Source organism: Streptomyces sp. NBC_01723 (assembly GCF_036246005.1).
GTDB lineage: Bacteria > Actinomycetota > Actinomycetes > Streptomycetales > Streptomycetaceae > Streptomyces.
The window spans coordinates 2,982,969-3,001,437 of sequence record NZ_CP109171.1 but is presented as its reverse complement, the minus strand read 5'-3'; the positions used below and the strand labels follow the sequence as shown (position 1 = coordinate 3,001,437).

Sequence of the window (18,469 nt, the reverse complement as noted above, 5' to 3'; positions counted from 1 at the left end):
TGACAGACGGCTCCGTCGCCGTGACGCCATCATTCGGCACCCACCGCACGATGGCTCGCGAAGATGGGCCAACTGTGGGTTACTGCGACAAAGCGGTTCGGATCAGGGAGAAGGAACATGGCCAGCAAGGCTGAGAAGATCGTCGCCGGCCTCGGCGGCATCGACAACATCGACGAGATCGAGGGCTGCATCACCCGCCTCCGCACCGAGGTCAACGACCCCGCGCTGGTCAACGAAGCCGCCCTGAAGGCCGCGGGCGCCCACGGCGTCGTCAAGATGGGCACCGCCATCCAGGTCGTCATCGGCACCGACGCCGACCCGATCGCCGCGGAAATCGAAGACATGATGTGACCCGACCCATCGGGTCCACCGGCAAGGGGCCTTGACCGCGGCGGCTTTTCCACTGCGGTCAAGGCCCCTTCCGCTTGGGCCGCTAGGCTCACCCGCATGTCACGCATCGACGGCCGCACCCCCCAGCAGCTCCGCCCCGTCACCATCGAACGCGGCTGGAGCAAGCACGCCGAAGGCTCCGTCCTCGTCTCCTTCGGCGACACCAAAGTCCTCTGCAACGCCTCCGTCACCGAAGGCGTCCCGCGCTGGCGCAAGGGCAGCGGCGAAGGCTGGGTCACCGCCGAGTACGCCATGCTCCCCCGCGCCACCAACACCCGGGGCGACCGCGAGTCCGTCAAGGGCCGCATCGGCGGCCGCACCCACGAGATCAGCCGCCTCATCGGCCGTTCCCTGCGCGCCGTCATCGACTACAAGGAACTCGGCGAGAACACCATCGTCCTGGACTGCGACGTCCTCCAGGCCGACGGCGGCACCCGCACCGCCGCCATCACCGGCGCCTACGTCGCCCTCGCCGACGCCATCGCGTGGGGCCAGACCAAGAAGCTGATCAGGCCCAGCCGCAAGCCGCTGACCGGCACCGTCGCCGCCGTCTCGGTCGGCATCGTCGACGGCACCCCGCTCCTCGACCTGCGCTACGAGGAAGACGTGCGCGCCGACACCGACATGAACGTCGTCTGCACCGGCGACGGCCGCTTCGTCGAGGTCCAGGGCACCGCCGAGGCCGAGCCCTTCGCACGCGACGAGCTGAACACCCTGCTCGACCTCGCCACCGCCGGCTGCGCGGAACTCGCGGAACTCCAGCGCAAGGCGCTCGACGAGACCCTGGAAAGGTAAAGAGAGAGCCAAAGGCGGCTCAAGGAAGTGCGTGCGGGCGCGCAACTCACGCGCCCGCGACCGCGTCCCTAGCAGTACAGCACCACGGGCGTACGGCCACACCGGCCGTACGCCCGACGCCGCACCGCACACGGGCCGCCCGGCCCGGTGCCAAGGGGAGGACGAGATCCATGGCCGCGAGCCGCCACCGCAGCCTTCGCCGCACCGCCACCGTCGCCACCACGCTGGCCGCCGTCGCCCTCACGGCCGGACTCACCACCGGCTGCGACGCCGTCGACAAGGCCCTCGACTGCGTACGCACGGCGGACGCGATAGCCGACAGCGTCACCGAACTCCAGCAGGCCGTGGAGAACACGTCCGACCCCACCCAGTGGGAGGAGTCCCTCGACTCCATCGACAAGAACCTGGACAAGATCGGCGACCAGACCGACAACACGGACGTCAACCAGGCCGTCGACGACCTCGGCAAGGCCGTCGACAACGTCCGGACCTCGGTGGAGAACGGCGACGAGACCCCCGACCTCAGCCCCGTCACCGACGCGGCCGGCGAACTGACCAAGGTCTGCACGCCGTAGGGGAGGGCCCCCGGCCCGGGCGGCGCGGTCCGGCGATACTGGACCCCATGACCCGCCTGATCCTCGCCACCCGTAACGCCGGAAAGATCACCGAACTGAGGGCCATCCTCGCCGACGCCGGCCTGCCCCACGACCTCGTCGGCGCGGACGCCTACCCGGAGATCCCCGACGTCAAGGAAACCGGCGTCACCTTCGCCGAGAACGCCCTGCTCAAGGCCCACGCCCTCGCCCAGGCCACCGGCCTGCCCGCCGTCGCCGACGACTCCGGCCTCTGCGTCGACGTCCTGAACGGCGCGCCGGGCATCTTCTCCGCCCGCTGGGCCGGCCGCCACGGCGACGACCAGGCCAACCTCGACCTCCTCCTCGCCCAGCTCGGCGACATCGCCGACGAACACCGCGCCGCCCACTTCGCCTGCGCGGCCGCCCTGGCCCTGCCCGACGGCACGGAGCGCGTCGTCGAGGGCCAACTCCGCGGCACCCTCCGCCACGCCCCCGCCGGCACGGGCGGCTTCGGCTACGACCCGATCCTCCAGCCGGAGGGCGAGACCCGGACCTGCGCGGAACTGACGGCGGCCGAAAAGAACGCGATCAGCCACCGGGGGAAGGCGTTCCGGGCACTGGTGCCGGTGGTGCGGGAGCTGTTGGGCTGAAAAGGCCGACGAAAACGGCCTGCGCGTCCTCTTTGGATTCGCAGGCCGTTCGTGTGCGGCGGAAGGGATTCGAACCCTCAAGCCCGGTCAGGGGCCACAGATCCTAAGTCTGCTGCGTCGCCATTGCGCCACCGCCGCCAGCGCTTGCCATGCTACCGGGAGTCGCGCGTCGCCTTGTGCCTCCCCTGCACCAGGTGCTGGTCGTCGCGTGACAGTTGGGACACAGGAGCCGTAGATTCTCGCGTCGATTGTCACTCCTGTCCCCGTTGACGTGATCGACCTCCAAGGTCATCGGTTTTCCGAGCCACTCGGATCCAGTGCCACACTCGGCGCACTCCTCGGGTAGGCCGATCTCGCGGAGTGCACGGCGGAGTGGTGCGGTTCGAGTCCGGTTGCCGTCGTCTCGCCTGACCAGAACATCTTCAGGCCTCTTGGCCAACGTCGGACGTGACTTACCTCGTTGATGTGCCTGTCCCAGGAAGTGCGTGGTGGTGAGGCTCTCCTCTGCTACCCACTGGCGCAGGAGCGCGCGTTGCCCGCCATTGTCCGGGCGCTCCAGGTGACGGAGTGTCTCTGCGATCGAGGATGACTCACCGACCGCGGTACGCAACTCGTCCGAAGAGGGTCGCGTTCGTTTACCCCAGGGCCTGAAGTGCGAGGTGTCGATGTCGAAGTGGGCGAAGCGGCGTGCGAGGTAGCGACGCAGCGTGGCGTAGGGCCGGGTGCCGAAGAAGGCGATGACCTCGTCGATGTCGGAACACTGGTTGGCAGCTTCGAAGAGCCGCTCGCGCGAGTACTGAACGCCATTGTTCATGAGGTGGCTCCCCTGGGGCGCCCCTTGCCGCGTCCTCGGTACTCGTCCGTCGTTGAGTGGCAGTTGGGGCACAGGAACCGAAGGTTCTGGATGCGGTTGTCTCGCCAGTTGCCGTCGATGTGGTCCACCTCAAGCGGTAGCGGTTTGCCACGCCAAGTCGTCTGCACACCACAGAGGCTGCACTGCTCCGGAATGCCGAGTGTCGTCATCGCCCATCTGAGACGGTCACTGTGGATGCGTCGGGGCGCTGCGGGAGCCTGCTCGACGAGCAGGGCCTCAGGGGTGCGCGGGCGGCGCGACTCGCCGCGCCGGGACGGCACCCGAAAGTGCGACACATCGATGCCGTATGCCTTGATCCGTCGGCTGATGTGCGCGTGGTGCCCGCCGACGGCGTCCAGTCCCAGATGCCTCAGCACCTCGTACATGTTCGTCGAGGCCGAGACCGCTTCTTGAAGAACGTCCCTGGTCCATTTCACCCCCTCGCGCTGGAAGTGGGATACGTCCACCCCCAGTCTGCGCATACGCCCTCGGATGTAGGCGCGCGTCGAACTCCTCGGATCCACCCCCAACCACACCAACGCCTCCGACAACGTCCGAGCCCCTCGAGCCGCCTCCTCCAGCCGCTCCCTGCTGTACGCACTCGCCCCCATCAGGCCCTCCGTCCCGGCCACGCGTTCGCAGCCTCGTACGGAGTAACGAACCGACTATCGGACAGTCACGCACGGCATGCGGAAGGGCCCGTACCGGAAGGTTCGGTACGGGCCCCGCAGGAGACCGGGGGTCAGATGCCCAGGTCCTTGATGATCTTGGCCACGTGGCCCGTCGCGCGGACGTTGTACAGGGCCCGTTCGACCTTGCCCTCCTCGTCCACGACGATCGTGGAGCGGATGACGCCCATGTAGGTGCGGCCGTAGTTCTTCTTCTCGCCGAAGGCGCCGTACGCGTCGAGGGCCTTCTTGTCGGGGTCGGCGAGGAGGGTGACCTTCAGCGACTCGGCCTCGCGGAACTTGGCGAGTTTCTCCGGCTTGTCGGGGGAGATGCCGATCACGTCGTACCCGGCGCCGGCCAGCAGCTCCAGGTTGTCCGTGAAGTCGCACGCCTGCTTCGTGCAGCCGGGGGTAAGGGCAGCAGGGTAGAAGTAGACGATGACCTTGCGGCCCTTGTGGTCCGACAGGGACACCTCGTTGCCGTCGGCGTCCGGGAGGGTGAAGGCGGGGGCCGGGTCCCCGGGCTGGAGTCGCTCGCTCATCGAATCAGCGTAACCGGGGGTCCTGACAGTGCGGAGCAGCGAGTAGCTGACAGACTGTGCGGGACAGTGTCAGAGGACTTCGGAGGCGTACGGTGGCGGACACGTCGGACATCAGAACCCCGGCGCAGATCGAGGCGGACATCAAGCGCCGCCGCGAGGTGCTGGCCGAGACGCTCGACGAGCTGGGGATGCGGGTGCACCCGAAGACGATCGTGGGCGACGCCAAGGCCAAGGTCGCCTCCAGCGTCGACCACACCCTCGGGCGCGCGTACGTCAAGGTCAACAGCGCGGTCAGCGATGTGAAGTCGCAGTTCGTGGACGCGGAGGGCGCGCCCCGTCTTGAGCGGGTCGTGCCCGTCGCGCTCGTGGTGGTCGGGGTCGTGGGGCTGCTCGCCCTGGGCAGTACCCGGCGGCGCGGTCGTTGAGCCGGGGCGGGTAGGTTCGGGGCGTGAGCGCCAAGAGAAACGAGCACGGCTCCCAGGACGACAAGCTGCCCATCCGGATGCTGCACGACCGCGTACTCGTGCGGCAGGACACCGGTGAGGGCGAGCGGCGTTCCGGGGGCGGCATCCTGATCCCCGCCACGGCGGCGGTCGGCAAGCGGCTGGCCTGGGCCGAGGTCGTCGCCGTCGGGCAGAACGTACGGACCGTCGAGCCGGGCGACCGGGTGCTGTACGACCCGGAGGACCGCGCCGAGGTCGAGGTGCGGGGGGTCGGCTACGTGCTGATGCGCGAGCGTGATCTGCACGCGGTGGCCGCGGACCGGTTCGAGGGGTCCGAGGACTCCACCGGGCTGTATCTGTAGGAGCCCGCGGGACGGAAGAGGGGTCGGTGACCAGTGTCACCGGCCCCTCTGCGTTGGTTTTGCTACCTTGGAGGGACCCGACGAGACGCGCCGTACCGGGCTGAATGAAAAGACGACGCACCACCGTTCAGTTCGTTCCACGGAGGTGCCGTCATGGCCTGGGTTCTGTTGCTCGTCGCCGGTCTGCTCGAGGTCGGCTGGTCGATCGGGATGAAGTACACCGACGGTTTCACCCGGCTCGTGCCCAGTCTGTTCACCGGTGCCGGGATCGTCGCGAGCATGGTGCTGCTGTCGTACGCGGCCCGGACGCTCCCCATCGGTACCGCCTACGGCGTGTGGGTGGGGATCGGCGCGGCGGGGGCGGCGGTGCTCGGCATGGTCGTGCTGGGTGAGCCGGTGACCGCCGCCCGGATCTTCTTCATCTGCCTGCTGCTGGTCGCCGTCGTGGGCCTGAAGGCGACCTCGGGTCACTGACGCCGGGGTGTCACCGGGACGCCGGCGACGGTGCCGGCGGTCGGGTCGGAGCCACCGCCCCCCGCCCCGTCGGTGTCCCCGCCGCCGCCCTCGGTGGTGCCGCCGTTCGTGGAGTCGTCGCCTCCTCCGCCGCCGCCCGTGGGGCCCGGCTCCGTGCTGGCGCCGCCCGAGGGGCCGCCGGTGGTCGGGGCGCCGGTCTCGCCACCGGAGTCGCCCGAGCCGCCGGAGTCGCCGGGCGAGGTGCTGGTGCCGCCGCTGCCGTCGCCCGGGGTCTCGGTGCGGGAGTCCTCGTCGCCGGTGGACTCGTCGTCCGGTTCGCCGCTGCCGCTCTCGTCGGAGCCCGGTTCGTCCGAGGAGTCGGCGGACGGGGGCGCGGTGACGTCGGCGCCCGTCTGGAGCTGGAGGTCGAAGTCGCTGACCGGTTCGCCCTCCAGCGCCTTGCGGGTGTACTGGCCCCAGATCTCGGCGGGCGCGCCGCCACCGTTGATCCTGGCCAATCCCGTCGCGCCGTACAGCGGCTTGTGGGCGGCGGTCTTCGGGTCCTGGCCCATGACGGCGACGACGGTGGCCAGTTCGGGGGTGTAGCCGGCGAACCAGGCGGCGGTGTCCTCCTCCGCGGTACCGGTCTTGCCGGCCGCGGGACGGCCGGCGGCCTGGGCGGCGGTGGCGGTGCCGTTCTCGACGACGCTGCGCAGGACGGACGTCGTGGTGTCCGCGGACTCGCGGCTGACGGCCTGGCGCTCGCGCCGTTCGGGCAGCTCGACCTCGTGCTTGCCGTCCTTCATGACCTTCTCGACCAGTGTGTACGTGCCGTGCCTGCCGTGGTTGGCGAGGGTCGCGTACGCCTCGGCCATGTCGAGGGGGCTGGCGGTGGCGACGCCGAGGGCGATGGAGGGGGAGGGCGTCAGTTCCGGGGTGTTCTTGGAGAGTCCGAGGTCGATGGCGGTCTGCATGACCTTGTCGGAGCCGACGTCCACGGCCATCTGGGCGTACACGGCGTTGATGGACTTGTCGGTGGCCTCGCGGACGGTGACGTCACCGTAGTCGCGGTGGTCCTCGTTCTCGGGGGCGTAGCGGCCGCCGCTCCAGCCCTTGACGGGGCGTTCGCTGGTGCCGTCGTAGCGCGTGTTCGGGTTGATCGTGTCGCCGTCCTGCGTCTCGGAGTGGTTCTCGACGGCGGAGGTGAACACGAAGGGCTTGAAGGTGGAGCCGACCTGGAAGTCCCGGCGGACGGCGTTGGGTGTGTACTGCTTGACGTAGTCGATGCCGTTGTACATCGCGACGACCTTGCCGCTGCGCGGGTCGACGGAGGCGCCGCCCGCGCGGACGTAGGTGTCGACCTTGCGTTCCTTCTTGTCCAGCTGGGACATCAGCTTGTCGTCGACGGCCTTGACGAAGGCGTTCTGCTTGTCCTTCTGGAGGGTCGTGGTGATGCGGTAGCCGCCGCGGGCGAGTTCCTCCTCGTCCACGATCCCGTTCTTGACCAGGTAGTCCTTGACGATGTTGACGACGTAGCCGCGCTGTCCGGACATGCTGGTGGAGATGGTGGACGCCTTGGGCGTCGGGAACTTCGCGGCGTCGCGCTCGGAGCGGCTCAGCCAGCCCTTGTCGGCCATGCCGTCCATGACGTAGTTCCAGCGGGACTCGGCGGCGCCCTTGTTCTCGGGGTGGGCGACGACGTCGTACTGGCTGGGGGCGTTGAGCAGGGAGGCGAGGTAGGCGCCCTGGCCGGCCGTGAGGTCCTTGGCGTCGATGCCGTAGTAGGCCTGGGCGGCGGCCTGGATGCCGTAGGCGCCGCGGCCGAAGAAGCTGGTGTTGAGGTAGCCCTCCAGGATCTCGCTCTTGCTCTTCTCGCGGTCGAGCTTGATCGAGATGAAGAACTCCTTCACCTTGCGGGTGACCGTCTGCTCCTGGGCCAGGTAGTAGTTCTTGACGTACTGCTGGGTGATCGTGGAGCCGGACTGCTTGCCCTTGCCGGTCGCGGTGTTCCAGCCGGCCCGGACCATGGCGCCGGGGTCGATGGCGGACTCGCTGTAGAAGTCGCGGTCCTCGGCGGCCAGGACGGCGTGCTGGGCGTCCTTGGAGATGCGGGCGAGGCCGACGCTCTCCCGGTTGACCTCGCCGTCCCGGGCGAGGACGCTGCCGTCGGCGTACAGGTAGACGTTGGACTGCTTGGTGGCGGCCGCGTTGGCGGCCGGGATCTGCACCAGGTGGTAGCCGAGGAAGAAGCCGCCGACCAGCAGCAGGAGGCCGATCACACAGGTGCTCAGTACGATGCGCCAGGTCGGGATCAGCCTGCGCCAGCCGGTCCGCTTGGGCCGCTTGGGCTTCTTCGCGTCCCCGTCGCCGGCCGCCTGTGGCTCTCTCGGCGCCCAGCCCTGTTCCGGCTGCTGCGGCTGCGGCTGCGGCTCGTCGCTCATCTCGTGCACGGACTCCTGTTTCGCGTCGTACGGTCTGGACTCGTACGGCCTTGTACGCCTCTGCGCCCTCTGGGCCCTCTGAAGAAGACTCTCGCACCGCGGGTTCCGTTCCCACTCGGCGGCACACCCGTGAAAATCCGTGGCACGGGCGGTCGCCGTCGCACTAGGCTCCTGCGCTTTGGTGCCGATCGGAGGGGGAGGGCCGTGCGCGTGGGCTCGGGGCGGTTGTACGTGGCCGTCGCGGCGGGGGGCTTCAGACGGTACGCGACCTATCGTGCGGCCACCGCCGCCGGGGTGTTCACCAACACGGTCTTCGGACTGATTCTGGTCTACACCTATCTGGCCCTGTGGGAGGAGAACCCGCAGCTCGGGGGATACGACCAGGCGCAGGCCGTGACGTTCGTCTGGCTGGGGCAGGCCCTGCTGGCGGCGCTGGCGATCGGGGGCGGGGGGTTCGAGGACGAATTGATGGAGCGCATCCGTACGGGTGACATCGCCGTCGATCTGTACCGGCCGGCCGACCTCCAGCTGTGGTGGCTGGCGGCGGACCTGGGGCGGGCGGTGTTCCAGTTGCTGGGGCGCGGGGTCGTGCCGTTCGCGTTCGGGTCGCTGTTCTTCCCGGTGGCGCTGCCGGGGGAGGTGTCGAGGTGGGCGGCGTTCCTGGTGGCGGTGGTGCTGGCGGCGGCGGTCAGCTTCGCGCTGCGGTACCTGGTGGCGCTCTCGGCTTTCTGGCTGATGGACGGCATGGGGGTGACGCAGATGGCGTGGCTCGCGGGATTCTTCTGCTCGGGGATGCTGCTTCCGCTGAACGTGTTCCCGGGCGCCCTCGGCGAGGTGGTCCGGATGCTGCCGTGGTCGTCGCTGCTCCAGGCGCCGGCCGACGTGCTGCTCGGCGAGGCCGACGCGCTGGGGACGTTCGTCTTCCAGGCCGCGTGGGCGGTGGCGTTGCTGGCGGTGGGGCGGCTGACGCAGTCGGCGGCGACTCGACGGGTGGTGGTCCAGGGTGGCTGAGACGGCGCGGGTGGCCCGGGAGCGCGGCCGGGTCGCGGAGGGGGTGCGGACGTACGGCCTGATCGCCACGATGTGGATCAGGTCGACGATGGCCTACCGGACGTCGTTCGCGCTGACGACGTTCGGGAACTTCGCGGCGACCGCGCTGGACTTCGTGGCGATCCTGCTGATGTTCTCCCGCGTCGACGCGCTGGGCGGCTGGTCGCTGGGCGAGGTGGCGTTCCTGTACGGGGTGGCGGGGGTGTCCTTCGGGCTGGCCGACCTGGCGGTCGGCTCGATGGAGCGGCTGGGCCGGCGGGTGCGCGACGGCACGCTGGACACGCTGCTGGTGCGCCCGGCGCCGGTGCTGGCGCAGGTGGCGGCGGACCGGTTCGCGCTGCGCCGCCTCGGCCGGGTGACGCAGGGGGTGCTGGTGCTGGTCTACGCCCTGGTGCTGCTGGACATCGACTGGACGGCGGCGAAGCTGCTGCTGATGCCGGTGATGCTGCTCAGCGGGGCGGGGATCTTCTGCGCGGTGTTCGTGGCGGCGGCGGCGTTCCAGTTCGTGGCGCAGGACGCGGCGGAGGTGTCGAACGCGTTCACGTACGGGGGCACGACGATGCTGCAGTATCCGCCGACCGTGTTCGCGCTGGACCTGGTGCGGGGGGTGACCTTCGTGGTGCCGCTGGCCTTCGTCAACTGGCTGCCGGCGGGTTATGTGCTGGACCGGCCCTTCCCGCTGGACCTGCCGGAGTGGGTGGCGTTCACGTCGCCGCTGGTGGCGGTGGCCTGCTGCGCGCTGGCGGGGCTGGCCTGGCGGGCGGGGCTTCTTTCGTACCGGAGTACAGGGAGCTGACGAGTGAGGGAGCCGACGGCGATGACCGAGGGGGAGACCGCCGCGCCGCGGGGCGCGGCCTTCATCGAGCTGGACGGCGTCGAGAAGGTCTTCGACGTGCGCAGGAAGACGGGTTTCCTGAAGCGGGAGCGGCGCGAGGTGCGGGCCGTGGACGGGCTGTCCTTCACGGTGGCGCGCGGGGAGATGGTCGGCTACATCGGGCCGAACGGTGCCGGGAAGTCGACGACGATCAAGATGCTCACCGGCATCCTGACGCCGAGCGGGGGCCGGCTGCGGGTGGCGGGGATCGACCCGTCCCGGGAGCGGACGCGGCTGGCGCACCGCATCGGGGTCGTGTTCGGGCAGCGGACGACGCTGTGGTGGGACCTGCCGCTGATCGACTCCTACCGGCTGATGCACCGCATGTACCGGATCCCGGACGCCCGTTACCGGGAGAACCTGGACCGCTGCGTGGAACTGCTCCAGCTCCAGGAGCTGTTGGACGTGCCGGTACGGCAGCTCTCGCTGGGCCAGCGGATGCGCGGGGACATCGCGGCGGCGCTGCTGCACGACCCCGAGGTGCTGTACCTGGACGAGCCGACGATCGGCCTGGACGTGGTGTCGAAGGCCAAGGTGCGGGGTTTCCTGCGGGACTTGAACGCGGAGCGTGGCACGACGGTGCTGCTGACCACGCACGACCTCCAGGACATCGAGCAGCTGTGCTCGCGGGTGATGGTCATCGACCACGGGCGGCTGATGTACGACGGTCCGCTGGCGGGGCTGCACGAGGCGGGGGAGAGCGAGCGGACGCTGGTGGTGGACCTGGAGCGGGAGCTGCCGCCGATCGAGGCGCCGGCGCCGGCGCGGGTGGTGCGGGTGGAGGGGCCGCGGCAGTGGCTGGCGTTCCCGGCGTCGGCGTCGGCTGCGGGGCTGGTGGCGCGGATCGCCGCGGAGTATCCGCTGGTGGACCTGTCGGTGCGGGAACCGGACATCGAAGCGGTGATCGCCAAGATGTACGCGGAACGCGCGAGCGCGTAGTGCCCGGCGCGGTGACCTCGTAGGCTGCTGTACATGACCGACGACGCCCCGGAGCTCCGCGCATCCGACGCCGACCGTGAACGAGTCGCCGAGGTCCTGCGGGACGCCCTCGCGGAGGGCCGTCTCGACATGAGCGAGTTCGAGGAGCGGCTGGACGCCACGTACCGCGCGCGGACCTACGGGGAACTGGCGCCGATCACCCGGGACCTGCCGGACGGTACGGCGGTCGTGGCGCCCAAGGTGTCGATGACCAAGGAGCCGGCGGCCACGGGGGACTGGGCGGGCCGGATCACCGGCGGTGAGCCCTCGTCGACCTGGGCGGTCGCGGTGATGTCCGGGTTCCAGCGCAAGGGGCGCTGGACGGTGCCCCGGCGGTTCAACTCGTTCGCGTTCTGGGGCGGCGGTGACATCGACCTGCGCGAGGCGGACTTCGCGGACGGCGAGGTCGTGATCAACTGCGTCGCGATCATGGGCGGGATGAACGTGGTCGTGCCGCCCGGTGTCGAGGTGATCGTGCGCGGCATCGGGATCATGGGCGGCTTCGACCACCGCGAGGAGGGCGTCCCCGGCGATCCGGGCGCCCCGCGCGTGATCGTGACCGGCTTCGCCTTCTGGGGCGGCGTCGGCGTCGAACGCAAGCTGACCCGCGCGGAGAAGCTCCGGATCAAGGAGGAGCGCCGCCAGGAGAAGCTGGAGCGCCGCCAGTCCCGGGGGCGGGACCCGCTGGAGCGCGACTCCGACCCCAAGGAACTGGACTCCTCCCGCCACACCTTCCACGACCTGCACGGCGACCGGCGGGAACGGGAACGCCGCCGGGACTCCTGACGGTCACCGGGGCGTTCGCGGGCGGCCGGGACGGCGCGTGCCGGGTGTCCCGCGCCGGCGCCGGGAGCGGCTCACGCCTCGACCGGGACCGCGCCCTTCAGGGAGTCCAGGTCGAGGACCTGGCCCATGCGGGCGTACCCCTTGTCGCTGGGGTGCAGGTGGTCCCCGCTGTCGTAGTCGCCGCGGAGCCGGCGGGGGTCGTAGGCGTCGCGCAGGGCCTTGTCGAAGTCGACGACCTCGTCGAACACGCGGCCGGACCGGATCTCCGCGTTGACCTGCTGCCGCATGGCCTCGCGGGCCGGCGTGTAGTTCCGGTAGCCGCCGAACGGCATGATCGTCGCGCCGACGACCCGCAGCCCCCGCGCGTGCGCCCGGTCGGTCAGCGTGCGCAGGCCGGCGAGGATGGAGTCCCGGTCGGCGAGTTCCGGGCTGTTCAGGATGTCGTTGACGCCGAGGACGATCACGACGACCTTGACGTTGGTGCGTTGCAGCACGTCCCGTTCGAAACGGCTCAGCGCGCTCGGGTTGTCGGCGGGCCGCCCCGTCCTGCTGGTCAGGATCCGGTTGCCGCTGATGCCCTGGTTGACGACGCTGTAGCGGGGCGCGTCCCGCCCGTCCCCGGCGGCCTCGTGCAGCCGCTCGGCGAGCACGTCGGTCCAGCGGTGGTTGGCGTTCGTCTCGGAGCCGAAGCCGTCGGTGATCGAGTCGCCGATCGCGACGACGGTGCCGTGGGCCTCGTTGCTCAGCACGTCCAGCGCCGTCAGGTAGCGCCAGAACGGCGTCTCGGTGGTGTACGCGACGGCCGTGACGTCCGCCGTGCGGTCGCCGGCGGCCAGGTAGCTGGTCTGCCGTGCCTGCGGGTGGTAGGTGACCGGGCCGGAGGGCACCGGGGAGTACGTGGTGACCAGGACGTCCGCGCCGTACGGGACGGCGATCCGGGCGATGTCGCTCATCACCTGGCCGCCCGCCGGGATGATCACCCGGGGGCTGCCGCGGAAGGTGAGCCGGCGCATCGTGTCGGCGACCGCGGCCGCCGTGTCCGGGCCGGCGGCCAGGGCGATGGAGGCGTGCGTGACGGTCAGCGGCGACTGCCCGTACAGGTTGGACAGGGTGATCCGCGCGCTGGTGCCGCCGACGCCCGCGTGCACGACGTTGCGGACCGAACGGCCCGCCATGCCCGTCGTCTCGGTGCCCGGTTCGGCGGCCGCGGGCGAGGTGGACCACGCGCCGACCCACGAGCCGGTGGAGGCGGGAGCGGCGTCACCGCGCGGGAGACGACCGCCCGCGAGCGGTGACTGGTTCGTGCTGCCGTCGTCCGCGGACGCTCCGGCGTATATGGCCGCGGAAATCGCCACTATCAAGGTGACGATCGCCGCCAGCAGGGCACGGTGCTTGGTGGGAGGTGCCCCCGCACCCCCGTCACGACCCCGGGTCATGTTGTGCTGTCTCCTCGGGCGAGGGGAGCCCCGAGGCTCCGGTCCGATGAACCCATGATGAGGCATGGGCCGGGGAAAGGCCGCACCAGCCCCGGGCGTTCCCCCTCACGGACAGACGCGGGGAACTTGTGTTCCGTTCCAGGAGTCGGTCAGGAAGGGACAATGTGTGCGGGACGGATCAGCGAACGGGTGGAGCGGATGGAACGCACGAAGGCGGAACTTCCCGGCGGTTCCGGGGACACCGGCGGTGCCGGAGAGCGCACGGGGACCGGGGCGGGCGCCCGCGGACCCGGCGCGGGGGCGTTCCGTGACCGCGCGATGACCTCCTTCAGCCCGGCCGACGAGGAAAAGCGCCGCGGCGTACGCCGAATGAAGCTCACCGCGACCGGACTGCTGCTGTTCGTCGCCGTGGTGTACGTGCTGGCCGAGTGGGCCTCCCACCGCGGCGCGGGCGCCTGGGCGGGCTATGTCGGCGCCGCCGCCGAGGCCGGCATGGTCGGCGCCCTCGCCGACTGGTTCGCCGTCACCGCACTCTTCCGCCACCCGCTCGGCATCCCCATTCCGCACACCGCGATCATCCCCAGGAAAAAGGACCAGCTCGGCGTCTCCCTGGGCGAGTTCGTCGGCGAGAACTTCCTCTCCGAGGACGTCGTGCGGCAGCGGCTGCGCGCCGTCGGCATCGGCAGCCGGCTCGGCGCCTGGCTCGCCGTGCCCGAGCACGCCGACCGGGTGACGGCCGAGCTGTCCGCCGCCCTGCGCGGCGCCCTCACGGTGCTGCGCGACTCCGACGTGCAGGCCGTGGTGGGGGAGGCGATCACGCGCCGGGCCGACGCGCAGGAGATCGCCCCCGGCATCGGCAAGCTGCTGGACCGGATCGTCACCGACGGCGGCCACAAACGCGCCGTCGACCTGGTCGTCTCCCGCGCCCACGACTGGCTGATCCTGCACGCCGACTCCGTGATGGACGCCGTACAGGGCGGGGCGCCCGGCTGGACGCCCCGGTTCGTGGACAAGAGGGTCGGCGAGCGGGTCTACAAGGAGCTGCTGCGCTTCGTCACCGAGATGCGCGACATGCCCGCCCACCCGGCGCGCGGCGCCCTCGACCGCTTCCTCGCGGACTTCGCCTCCGACCTCCAGTCCGACACGGACACCCGCGCGCGCGTGGAGCGGCTGAAGACCGAGGTGCTGGGCCGCGGCGAGGTCCAGGACCTGATCGCGTCCGCCTGGACGGCCGTACGGTCCATGATCGTCTCCGCGGCGGAGGACGAGCGCAGCGAACTGCGGCTGCGGGTGAGGGCCTCGCTGCTCTCCCTGGGCGCCCGGATGGCCTCCGACCCGAAGGTGCAGGGCAAGGTCGACGGGTGGGTGGAGGGCGCCGCGGTGTACGTGGTGACGACCTACCGCCGCGAGATCACCTCCCTGATCACCGACACGGTGGCGAGCTGGGACGCCGAGCACACCACCAAGAAGATCGAGGCGAACATCGGCCGCGACCTCCAGTTCATCCGCATCAACGGCACGGTGGTCGGCTCGCTGGCCGGGCTGCTGATCTACACGGTCTCCCGCATGCTGGGGGCGTAGGCCCCGTCCGGCTCCGGTCCGGCGGGCCCTCTGCCACCCGGCGCGACGGGCGTGTTCCCTCCGGTGCCGGGCACAAGGGAGGCGTTCGCTCGACGGAGAGGGAGCCATGACAGCAGAATCGGCGTCGGGTTCGGTGCCCGCCTCCGCCGGGACCGTCACCACGGCCGTCCCGGCCCGCCTGGACCGCCTGCCCTGGTCGCGATGGCACTGGATGATCGTGATCGGCCTCGGTACCGTCTGGATCCTGGACGGTCTGGAGGTCACGATCGTCGGCAATGTCGCCGGACGCATCGCCGAGGACGGCAGTGGCCTCGACATCACGTCCGCGCAGATCACCGGCCTCGCCGCCGCCCTGTACGTGGCGGGCGCGTGCTCCGGGGCCCTGTTCTTCGGCTGGCTGACCGACCGCTACGGCCGCAAGAAGCTGTTCATGGTCACGCTGGTCGTCTACCTCGCGGCGACCGCGCTGACCGCCCTGTCCTTCGAGTCCTGGTGGTTCTTCCTCTTCCGGTTCCTCACCGGCTTCGGCATCGGCGGCGAGTACGCGGCCATCAACTCCGCGATCGACGAGCTGATCCCGTCCAAGTACCGGGGCCGGGTCGACCTCATCATCAACGGCAGCTACTGGCTGGGCGCCATCGGCGGCGCGCTGCTGTCCATCGTGATGCTGGACACCGACATCTTCCCCAAGGACCTCGGCTGGCGGCTCAGCTTCGGCCTGGGCGTCGTCCTCGGCCTGGTCATCCTGCTCGTACGGCGGCACGTGCCGGAGAGCCCACGGTGGCAGTTCATCCACGGCCAGGGCGAGAAGGCGGACACCCTCGTCTCGTCCGTCGAACGGGAGATCGAGGAGGAGAAGGGGGCGAAGCTGCCGCCGCCGGCCGGTGAGATCACCATCCACCAGCGCAAGAGCATCGGCTTCGGTCTGATCGCCAAGACCGTCTTCCGCCGCTACCCGCGCCGCGCCGTCCTCGGCCTCTCCCTCTTCATCGGCCAGGCCTTCCTCTACAACGCCATCACCTTCGGCTTCGGCACCATCCTCATCACCTTCTTCGACGTGCCGACCGGCAGCACCGGCTACTACTTCGCCGTCATCGCCGCCGGCAACTTCCTCGGCCCGCTGCTCCTCGGCCCGCTCTTCGACACGGTCGGGCGCCGGATCATGATCTCGGGTACGTATCTGCTGTCCGGCGTGCTGCTCTTCGGCACGGCGTACCTGTTCGACCGCGGCTCGCTCACGGCCACGACGATGACGGCCTGCTGGTGCGTGGTGCTGTTCTTCGCGTCGGCCGGCGCGTCCAGCGCGTACCTGACCGTCTCCGAGATCTTCCCGATGGAGACCCGGGCCATGGCCATCGCCTTCTTCTACGCCCTCGGCACCGCCGCCGGCGGCATCAGCGGCCCGCTGCTCTTCGCCGACCTGACGGAGTCCGGCGTGGTCGGCGACACTGTTCTGGCCTTCCAGGTCGGTGCCGGGCTGATGTGCGCGGCCGGTCTGGTGGCGGCGTTCCTGGCGGTGAAGGCGGAACAGCGTTCGCTGGAGGACATCGCCGAACCGCTGTCCTCAGTCAAGGCACAGACCTAGGGAACAACGGGATCAGGAGCCACCCGATGACCATCCGCAGAATCGTCCCCAACCTGCACATCGAGTCCGAGGAGCTGTGGAACTCGAGCCGTGACTTCTACGGGCTCCTCGGCTTCGAGGAGGTCATGGACATGGGCTGGGTGACGACCCTGGCCTCGCCGTCCAACCCGACCGCCCAGATCAGCCTCTTCACCGAGGAACGCACCGCGCCCGTCGTCCCCGACCTGAGCGTGGAGGTCGAGGACGTCGACGCGGTCTACACCCAGGTGGCCGCGTCGGGCGCGGAGATCGTACGGGAGCCGCAGGACGAGGAGTGGGGCGTACGGCGCTTCTTCGTACGGGACCCGAACGGCAAGGTCATCAACGTCCTGACCCACCGCTCCTGACCCGGCCCTCGCACGGCACACCGGCCGGCCCCGACGCCCGCCGCTCAGCGGCCGCCGGTCGGCCCCGACGCCCGCCCGCTCAGCCGCGCCGGTCGGCCACCGCCCAGGAGGCCAGGGCCACCGCGCCGGCCACGCCGAGGACGGCGGGCCAGGCGCCGACCTTCTTGGCCAGGGGGTGGGATCCGGCGAAGCCCGCCACGTAGGCGGCCGTCAGGGCGCCGGCCGCCGCACCGCCGGCCCGCTGCCGCCACTGCTGTGCGGCGGCCGCCCCGGCCACGGCCAGTACGGCCCCGCCCAGCTCCCGCCGCTTGGTCCAGCGGGCCACGCCGTACCCGCCGACGAGCCCGCCCGCGGCGACCGCCGCGCTGGGAACCTTCGCCATCTCTGCCTCCTGCCACGCCTCCGACTGATGGTTCCGAGGCTAATCACCGTCGCGCCCGGCGCACGCGCCGGGGTGAGCGCCTCTCTCGTGCCCGTGGGCGCGGGCGCACCCCCCGTTCGGCCGCAGGCCGTGCCCTGGCCGCGTCACTTCCGGGTATCCGCACGGTTGAGGGGTGGACGGACCGACCGAGGGAGCGCGCAGCCGATGAACACGCAGAGTCCGGGCACGGACCGGCCCCGCGCCCGGTCGGTCCGGGTGGACGGAGCGAGGGTGGCCTGCTGGGAGTCGGGGCCGCCCGACGCCGAACCCGTGCTGCTCCTGCACGGCTACCCCGCGAACCACCACTGCTGGCGCCACCAGGTCCCGCCCCTCGCGGCCCGCCACCGGGTCGTCGCTCCGGACCTCCTCGGCTGGGGCGAGTCCGACCGCCCCCTCCACCTGCCCTTCGACTACGACACCGAGGTCGCCCGGATCGGCCGCCTGCTGGACGCCCTGGAACTCGACTCGGTGAACCTGGTCGGCCACGACTACGGCGGCTTCCTCGCCCTGGGCTTCACCGAGGCCCACCCCGCGCGGGTGCGCAGGCTGGCCGTCCTCAACAGCCGCGCGCACGCCACGTTCACCCGCCGCTGGTACGCCGTCTTCAGCCTGATCGGCCTCGCCGGACGCACCCCCGCACTCCGGCCCGTGGCGCTGCGCCTGCCGTACGCCGCCCTCCACCGCCGCACCTTCGCCCCGCTCGTCCGCGCGGGCCATCTCGACGCCCGCCTCCTGGACGGCTACGTCGACTGGATGGACACCCCGGAGGGCCGCCGCTGGCTGCTCCACTACTTCGGTGACTACCGCACCCCGCCCCGCCCCGAGCTGCGCCGCCGCCTCGGCGCGGTGACCTGCCCGACGGCGGTGGTCTGGGGCCGCGCGGACCCGTACCTGAGCCCGGACATCGCGACCGGGCTGGCCGCGGCCGTGCCCCGCGCCGAACTGACGATGCTGGACGACGCGGGGCACTGGGTGATGGACGAACGCCCGGCCGACGTCACGGCCGCCCTCCTCAGGCTGCTGGAACGGCCCGAACGGCCCGAACGGCCCGAAGGACCCGCCCGGCGCGGGTGAGACGCAGGTCACATGCACGGACCTCCGTGGCCTGTCACATCACGCCCGCGCGCTCCGTCGTACCGGTGTAGCCCCAGAGCGCACCCCCGGCCACCCGGCCGGACCGGTCGGACGACCCACGACGGA

Annotated in this window: 21 protein-coding genes, 1 tRNA gene and 1 riboswitch; of the genes, 15 read left to right on the top strand and 7 right to left on the bottom strand. The window is 70.9% G+C overall.

Annotated elements, in window-relative coordinates:
- Positions 1–117: 117 nt before the first annotated feature.
- From OIE75_RS13975 to rdgB, 4 genes are all read left to right on the top strand, one after another.
- Complete coding sequence (locus tag OIE75_RS13975) at positions 118–351, top strand: glucose PTS transporter subunit EIIB (RefSeq protein ID WP_003975905.1); 234 nt, start codon at positions 118–120, stop codon at positions 349–351.
- 96 nt (positions 352–447) lie between these two features.
- Complete coding sequence (gene rph / locus OIE75_RS13970; RefSeq protein WP_329471093.1) at positions 448–1,185, top strand: ribonuclease PH; 738 nt, start codon at positions 448–450, stop codon at positions 1,183–1,185.
- Positions 1,186–1,355: 170 nt separating this feature from the next.
- Positions 1,356–1,760 carry a hypothetical protein gene (locus tag OIE75_RS13965; protein WP_122619859.1) on the top strand — a complete coding sequence of 135 codons (405 nt, stop codon included), beginning with the start codon at positions 1,356–1,358 and terminating at the stop codon, positions 1,758–1,760.
- Positions 1,761–1,807: 47 nt separating this feature from the next.
- On the top strand, positions 1,808–2,410 hold the full coding sequence (gene rdgB, locus OIE75_RS13960; protein WP_307012468.1) for an RdgB/HAM1 family non-canonical purine NTP pyrophosphatase: 603 nt from the start codon (positions 1,808–1,810) through the stop codon (positions 2,408–2,410).
- Positions 2,411–2,464: 54 nt separating this feature from the next.
- On the opposite strand, the gene OIE75_RS13955 is transcribed toward rdgB, so the two are convergent.
- The 4 genes from OIE75_RS13955 to bcp form a co-directional block, all read right to left on the bottom strand.
- A tRNA-Leu gene (locus OIE75_RS13955) sits at positions 2,465–2,548 on the bottom strand.
- A complete protein-coding gene (locus tag OIE75_RS13950; protein ID WP_329471092.1) occupies positions 2,514–3,224 on the bottom strand; it encodes an HNH endonuclease signature motif containing protein in 711 nt (236 codons plus the stop codon). Before OIE75_RS13950 ends, OIE75_RS13955 begins: the two co-directional genes overlap by 35 nt.
- Positions 3,221–3,874, bottom strand: coding sequence for an HNH endonuclease signature motif containing protein (locus tag OIE75_RS13945; RefSeq protein WP_329473985.1), 654 nt, complete (start codon positions 3,872–3,874; stop codon positions 3,221–3,223). The genes OIE75_RS13950 and OIE75_RS13945 overlap by 4 nt, the downstream gene beginning before the upstream one ends.
- A 131-nt stretch (positions 3,875–4,005) precedes the next feature.
- Positions 4,006–4,473: a thioredoxin-dependent thiol peroxidase gene (gene bcp / locus OIE75_RS13940; RefSeq protein ID WP_122619862.1), complete on the bottom strand. Its 468-nt coding sequence runs from the start codon at positions 4,471–4,473 to the stop codon at positions 4,006–4,008.
- A gap of 92 nt (positions 4,474–4,565) precedes the next feature.
- Between bcp and OIE75_RS13935 the strand changes: the two genes are divergently transcribed.
- The 3 genes from OIE75_RS13935 (at position 4,566) to OIE75_RS13925 (ending at position 5,752) form a co-directional block, all read left to right on the top strand.
- The gene (locus tag OIE75_RS13935) at positions 4,566–4,898 is read left to right on the top strand and encodes a DUF3618 domain-containing protein (protein WP_307012461.1); all 333 of its coding nucleotides are present in this window, start codon (positions 4,566–4,568) and stop codon (positions 4,896–4,898) included.
- A 77-nt stretch (positions 4,899–4,975) separates the two neighbouring features.
- On the top strand, positions 4,976–5,278 hold the full coding sequence (locus OIE75_RS13930) for a GroES family chaperonin (protein ID WP_167307483.1): 303 nt from the start codon (positions 4,976–4,978) through the stop codon (positions 5,276–5,278).
- Between the two features lie 60 nt (positions 5,279–5,338).
- Positions 5,339–5,400: riboswitch (guanidine-III (ykkC-III) riboswitch) on the top strand.
- Between the two features lie 31 nt (positions 5,401–5,431).
- Complete coding sequence (locus OIE75_RS13925; RefSeq protein ID WP_055417143.1) at positions 5,432–5,752, top strand: DMT family transporter; 321 nt, start codon at positions 5,432–5,434, stop codon at positions 5,750–5,752.
- Here the strand turns inward: OIE75_RS13925 and OIE75_RS13920 are convergent.
- On the bottom strand, positions 5,746–8,172 hold the full coding sequence (locus tag OIE75_RS13920; RefSeq protein WP_329471091.1) for a transglycosylase domain-containing protein: 2,427 nt from the start codon (positions 8,170–8,172) through the stop codon (positions 5,746–5,748). The two genes, OIE75_RS13925 and OIE75_RS13920, sit on opposite strands and share 7 nt — an antisense overlap.
- 204 nt (positions 8,173–8,376) lie before the next feature.
- Here OIE75_RS13920 and OIE75_RS13915 point away from each other — a divergent pair, with 204 nt between their 5' ends.
- The 4 genes from OIE75_RS13915 to OIE75_RS13900 are packed head-to-tail and all read left to right on the top strand — an operon-like array spanning position 8,377 to position 11,860.
- Positions 8,377–9,183, top strand: coding sequence for an ABC transporter permease (locus OIE75_RS13915; protein WP_307012456.1), 807 nt, complete (start codon positions 8,377–8,379; stop codon positions 9,181–9,183).
- A complete protein-coding gene (locus tag OIE75_RS13910; protein ID WP_307012454.1) occupies positions 9,176–10,018 on the top strand; it encodes an ABC transporter permease in 843 nt (280 codons plus the stop codon). Before OIE75_RS13915 ends, OIE75_RS13910 begins: the two co-directional genes overlap by 8 nt.
- Before the next feature lie 21 nt (positions 10,019–10,039).
- On the top strand, positions 10,040–11,035 hold the full coding sequence (locus OIE75_RS13905; RefSeq protein ID WP_307012452.1) for an ABC transporter ATP-binding protein: 996 nt from the start codon (positions 10,040–10,042) through the stop codon (positions 11,033–11,035).
- Between the two features lie 33 nt (positions 11,036–11,068).
- The gene (locus OIE75_RS13900; protein ID WP_307012451.1) at positions 11,069–11,860 is read left to right on the top strand and encodes a DUF1707 SHOCT-like domain-containing protein; all 792 of its coding nucleotides are present in this window, start codon (positions 11,069–11,071) and stop codon (positions 11,858–11,860) included.
- 71 nt (positions 11,861–11,931) lie between these two features.
- Here OIE75_RS13900 and OIE75_RS13895 read toward each other — a convergent pair whose 3' ends face one another.
- Positions 11,932–13,296 carry an SGNH/GDSL hydrolase family protein gene (locus OIE75_RS13895; RefSeq protein ID WP_307012449.1) on the bottom strand — a complete coding sequence of 455 codons (1,365 nt, stop codon included), beginning with the start codon at positions 13,294–13,296 and terminating at the stop codon, positions 11,932–11,934.
- A 162-nt stretch (positions 13,297–13,458) separates the two neighbouring features.
- On the opposite strand from OIE75_RS13895, the gene OIE75_RS13890 reads away from it, so the two are divergent.
- The 3 genes from OIE75_RS13890 (at position 13,459) to OIE75_RS13880 (ending at position 16,848) form a co-directional block, all read left to right on the top strand.
- Positions 13,459–14,877, top strand: coding sequence for a DUF445 domain-containing protein (locus tag OIE75_RS13890; RefSeq protein ID WP_373462957.1), 1,419 nt, complete (start codon positions 13,459–13,461; stop codon positions 14,875–14,877).
- Positions 14,878–14,983: 106 nt separating this feature from the next.
- Positions 14,984–16,462 carry an MFS transporter gene (locus OIE75_RS13885; RefSeq protein ID WP_329471090.1) on the top strand — a complete coding sequence of 493 codons (1,479 nt, stop codon included), beginning with the start codon at positions 14,984–14,986 and terminating at the stop codon, positions 16,460–16,462.
- A gap of 26 nt (positions 16,463–16,488) precedes the next feature.
- Positions 16,489–16,848: a VOC family protein gene (locus tag OIE75_RS13880; protein WP_329471089.1), complete on the top strand. Its 360-nt coding sequence runs from the start codon at positions 16,489–16,491 to the stop codon at positions 16,846–16,848.
- A 79-nt stretch (positions 16,849–16,927) separates the two neighbouring features.
- Here the strand turns inward: OIE75_RS13880 and OIE75_RS13875 are convergent, their stop codons facing one another.
- Complete coding sequence (locus OIE75_RS13875) at positions 16,928–17,230, bottom strand: hypothetical protein (RefSeq protein WP_125494338.1); 303 nt, start codon at positions 17,228–17,230, stop codon at positions 16,928–16,930.
- 204 nt (positions 17,231–17,434) lie between these two features.
- Here OIE75_RS13875 and OIE75_RS13870 point away from each other — a divergent pair, with 204 nt between their 5' ends.
- The gene (locus tag OIE75_RS13870; protein ID WP_329471088.1) at positions 17,435–18,343 is read left to right on the top strand and encodes an alpha/beta fold hydrolase; all 909 of its coding nucleotides are present in this window, start codon (positions 17,435–17,437) and stop codon (positions 18,341–18,343) included.
- Positions 18,344–18,469 lie beyond the last annotated feature (126 nt).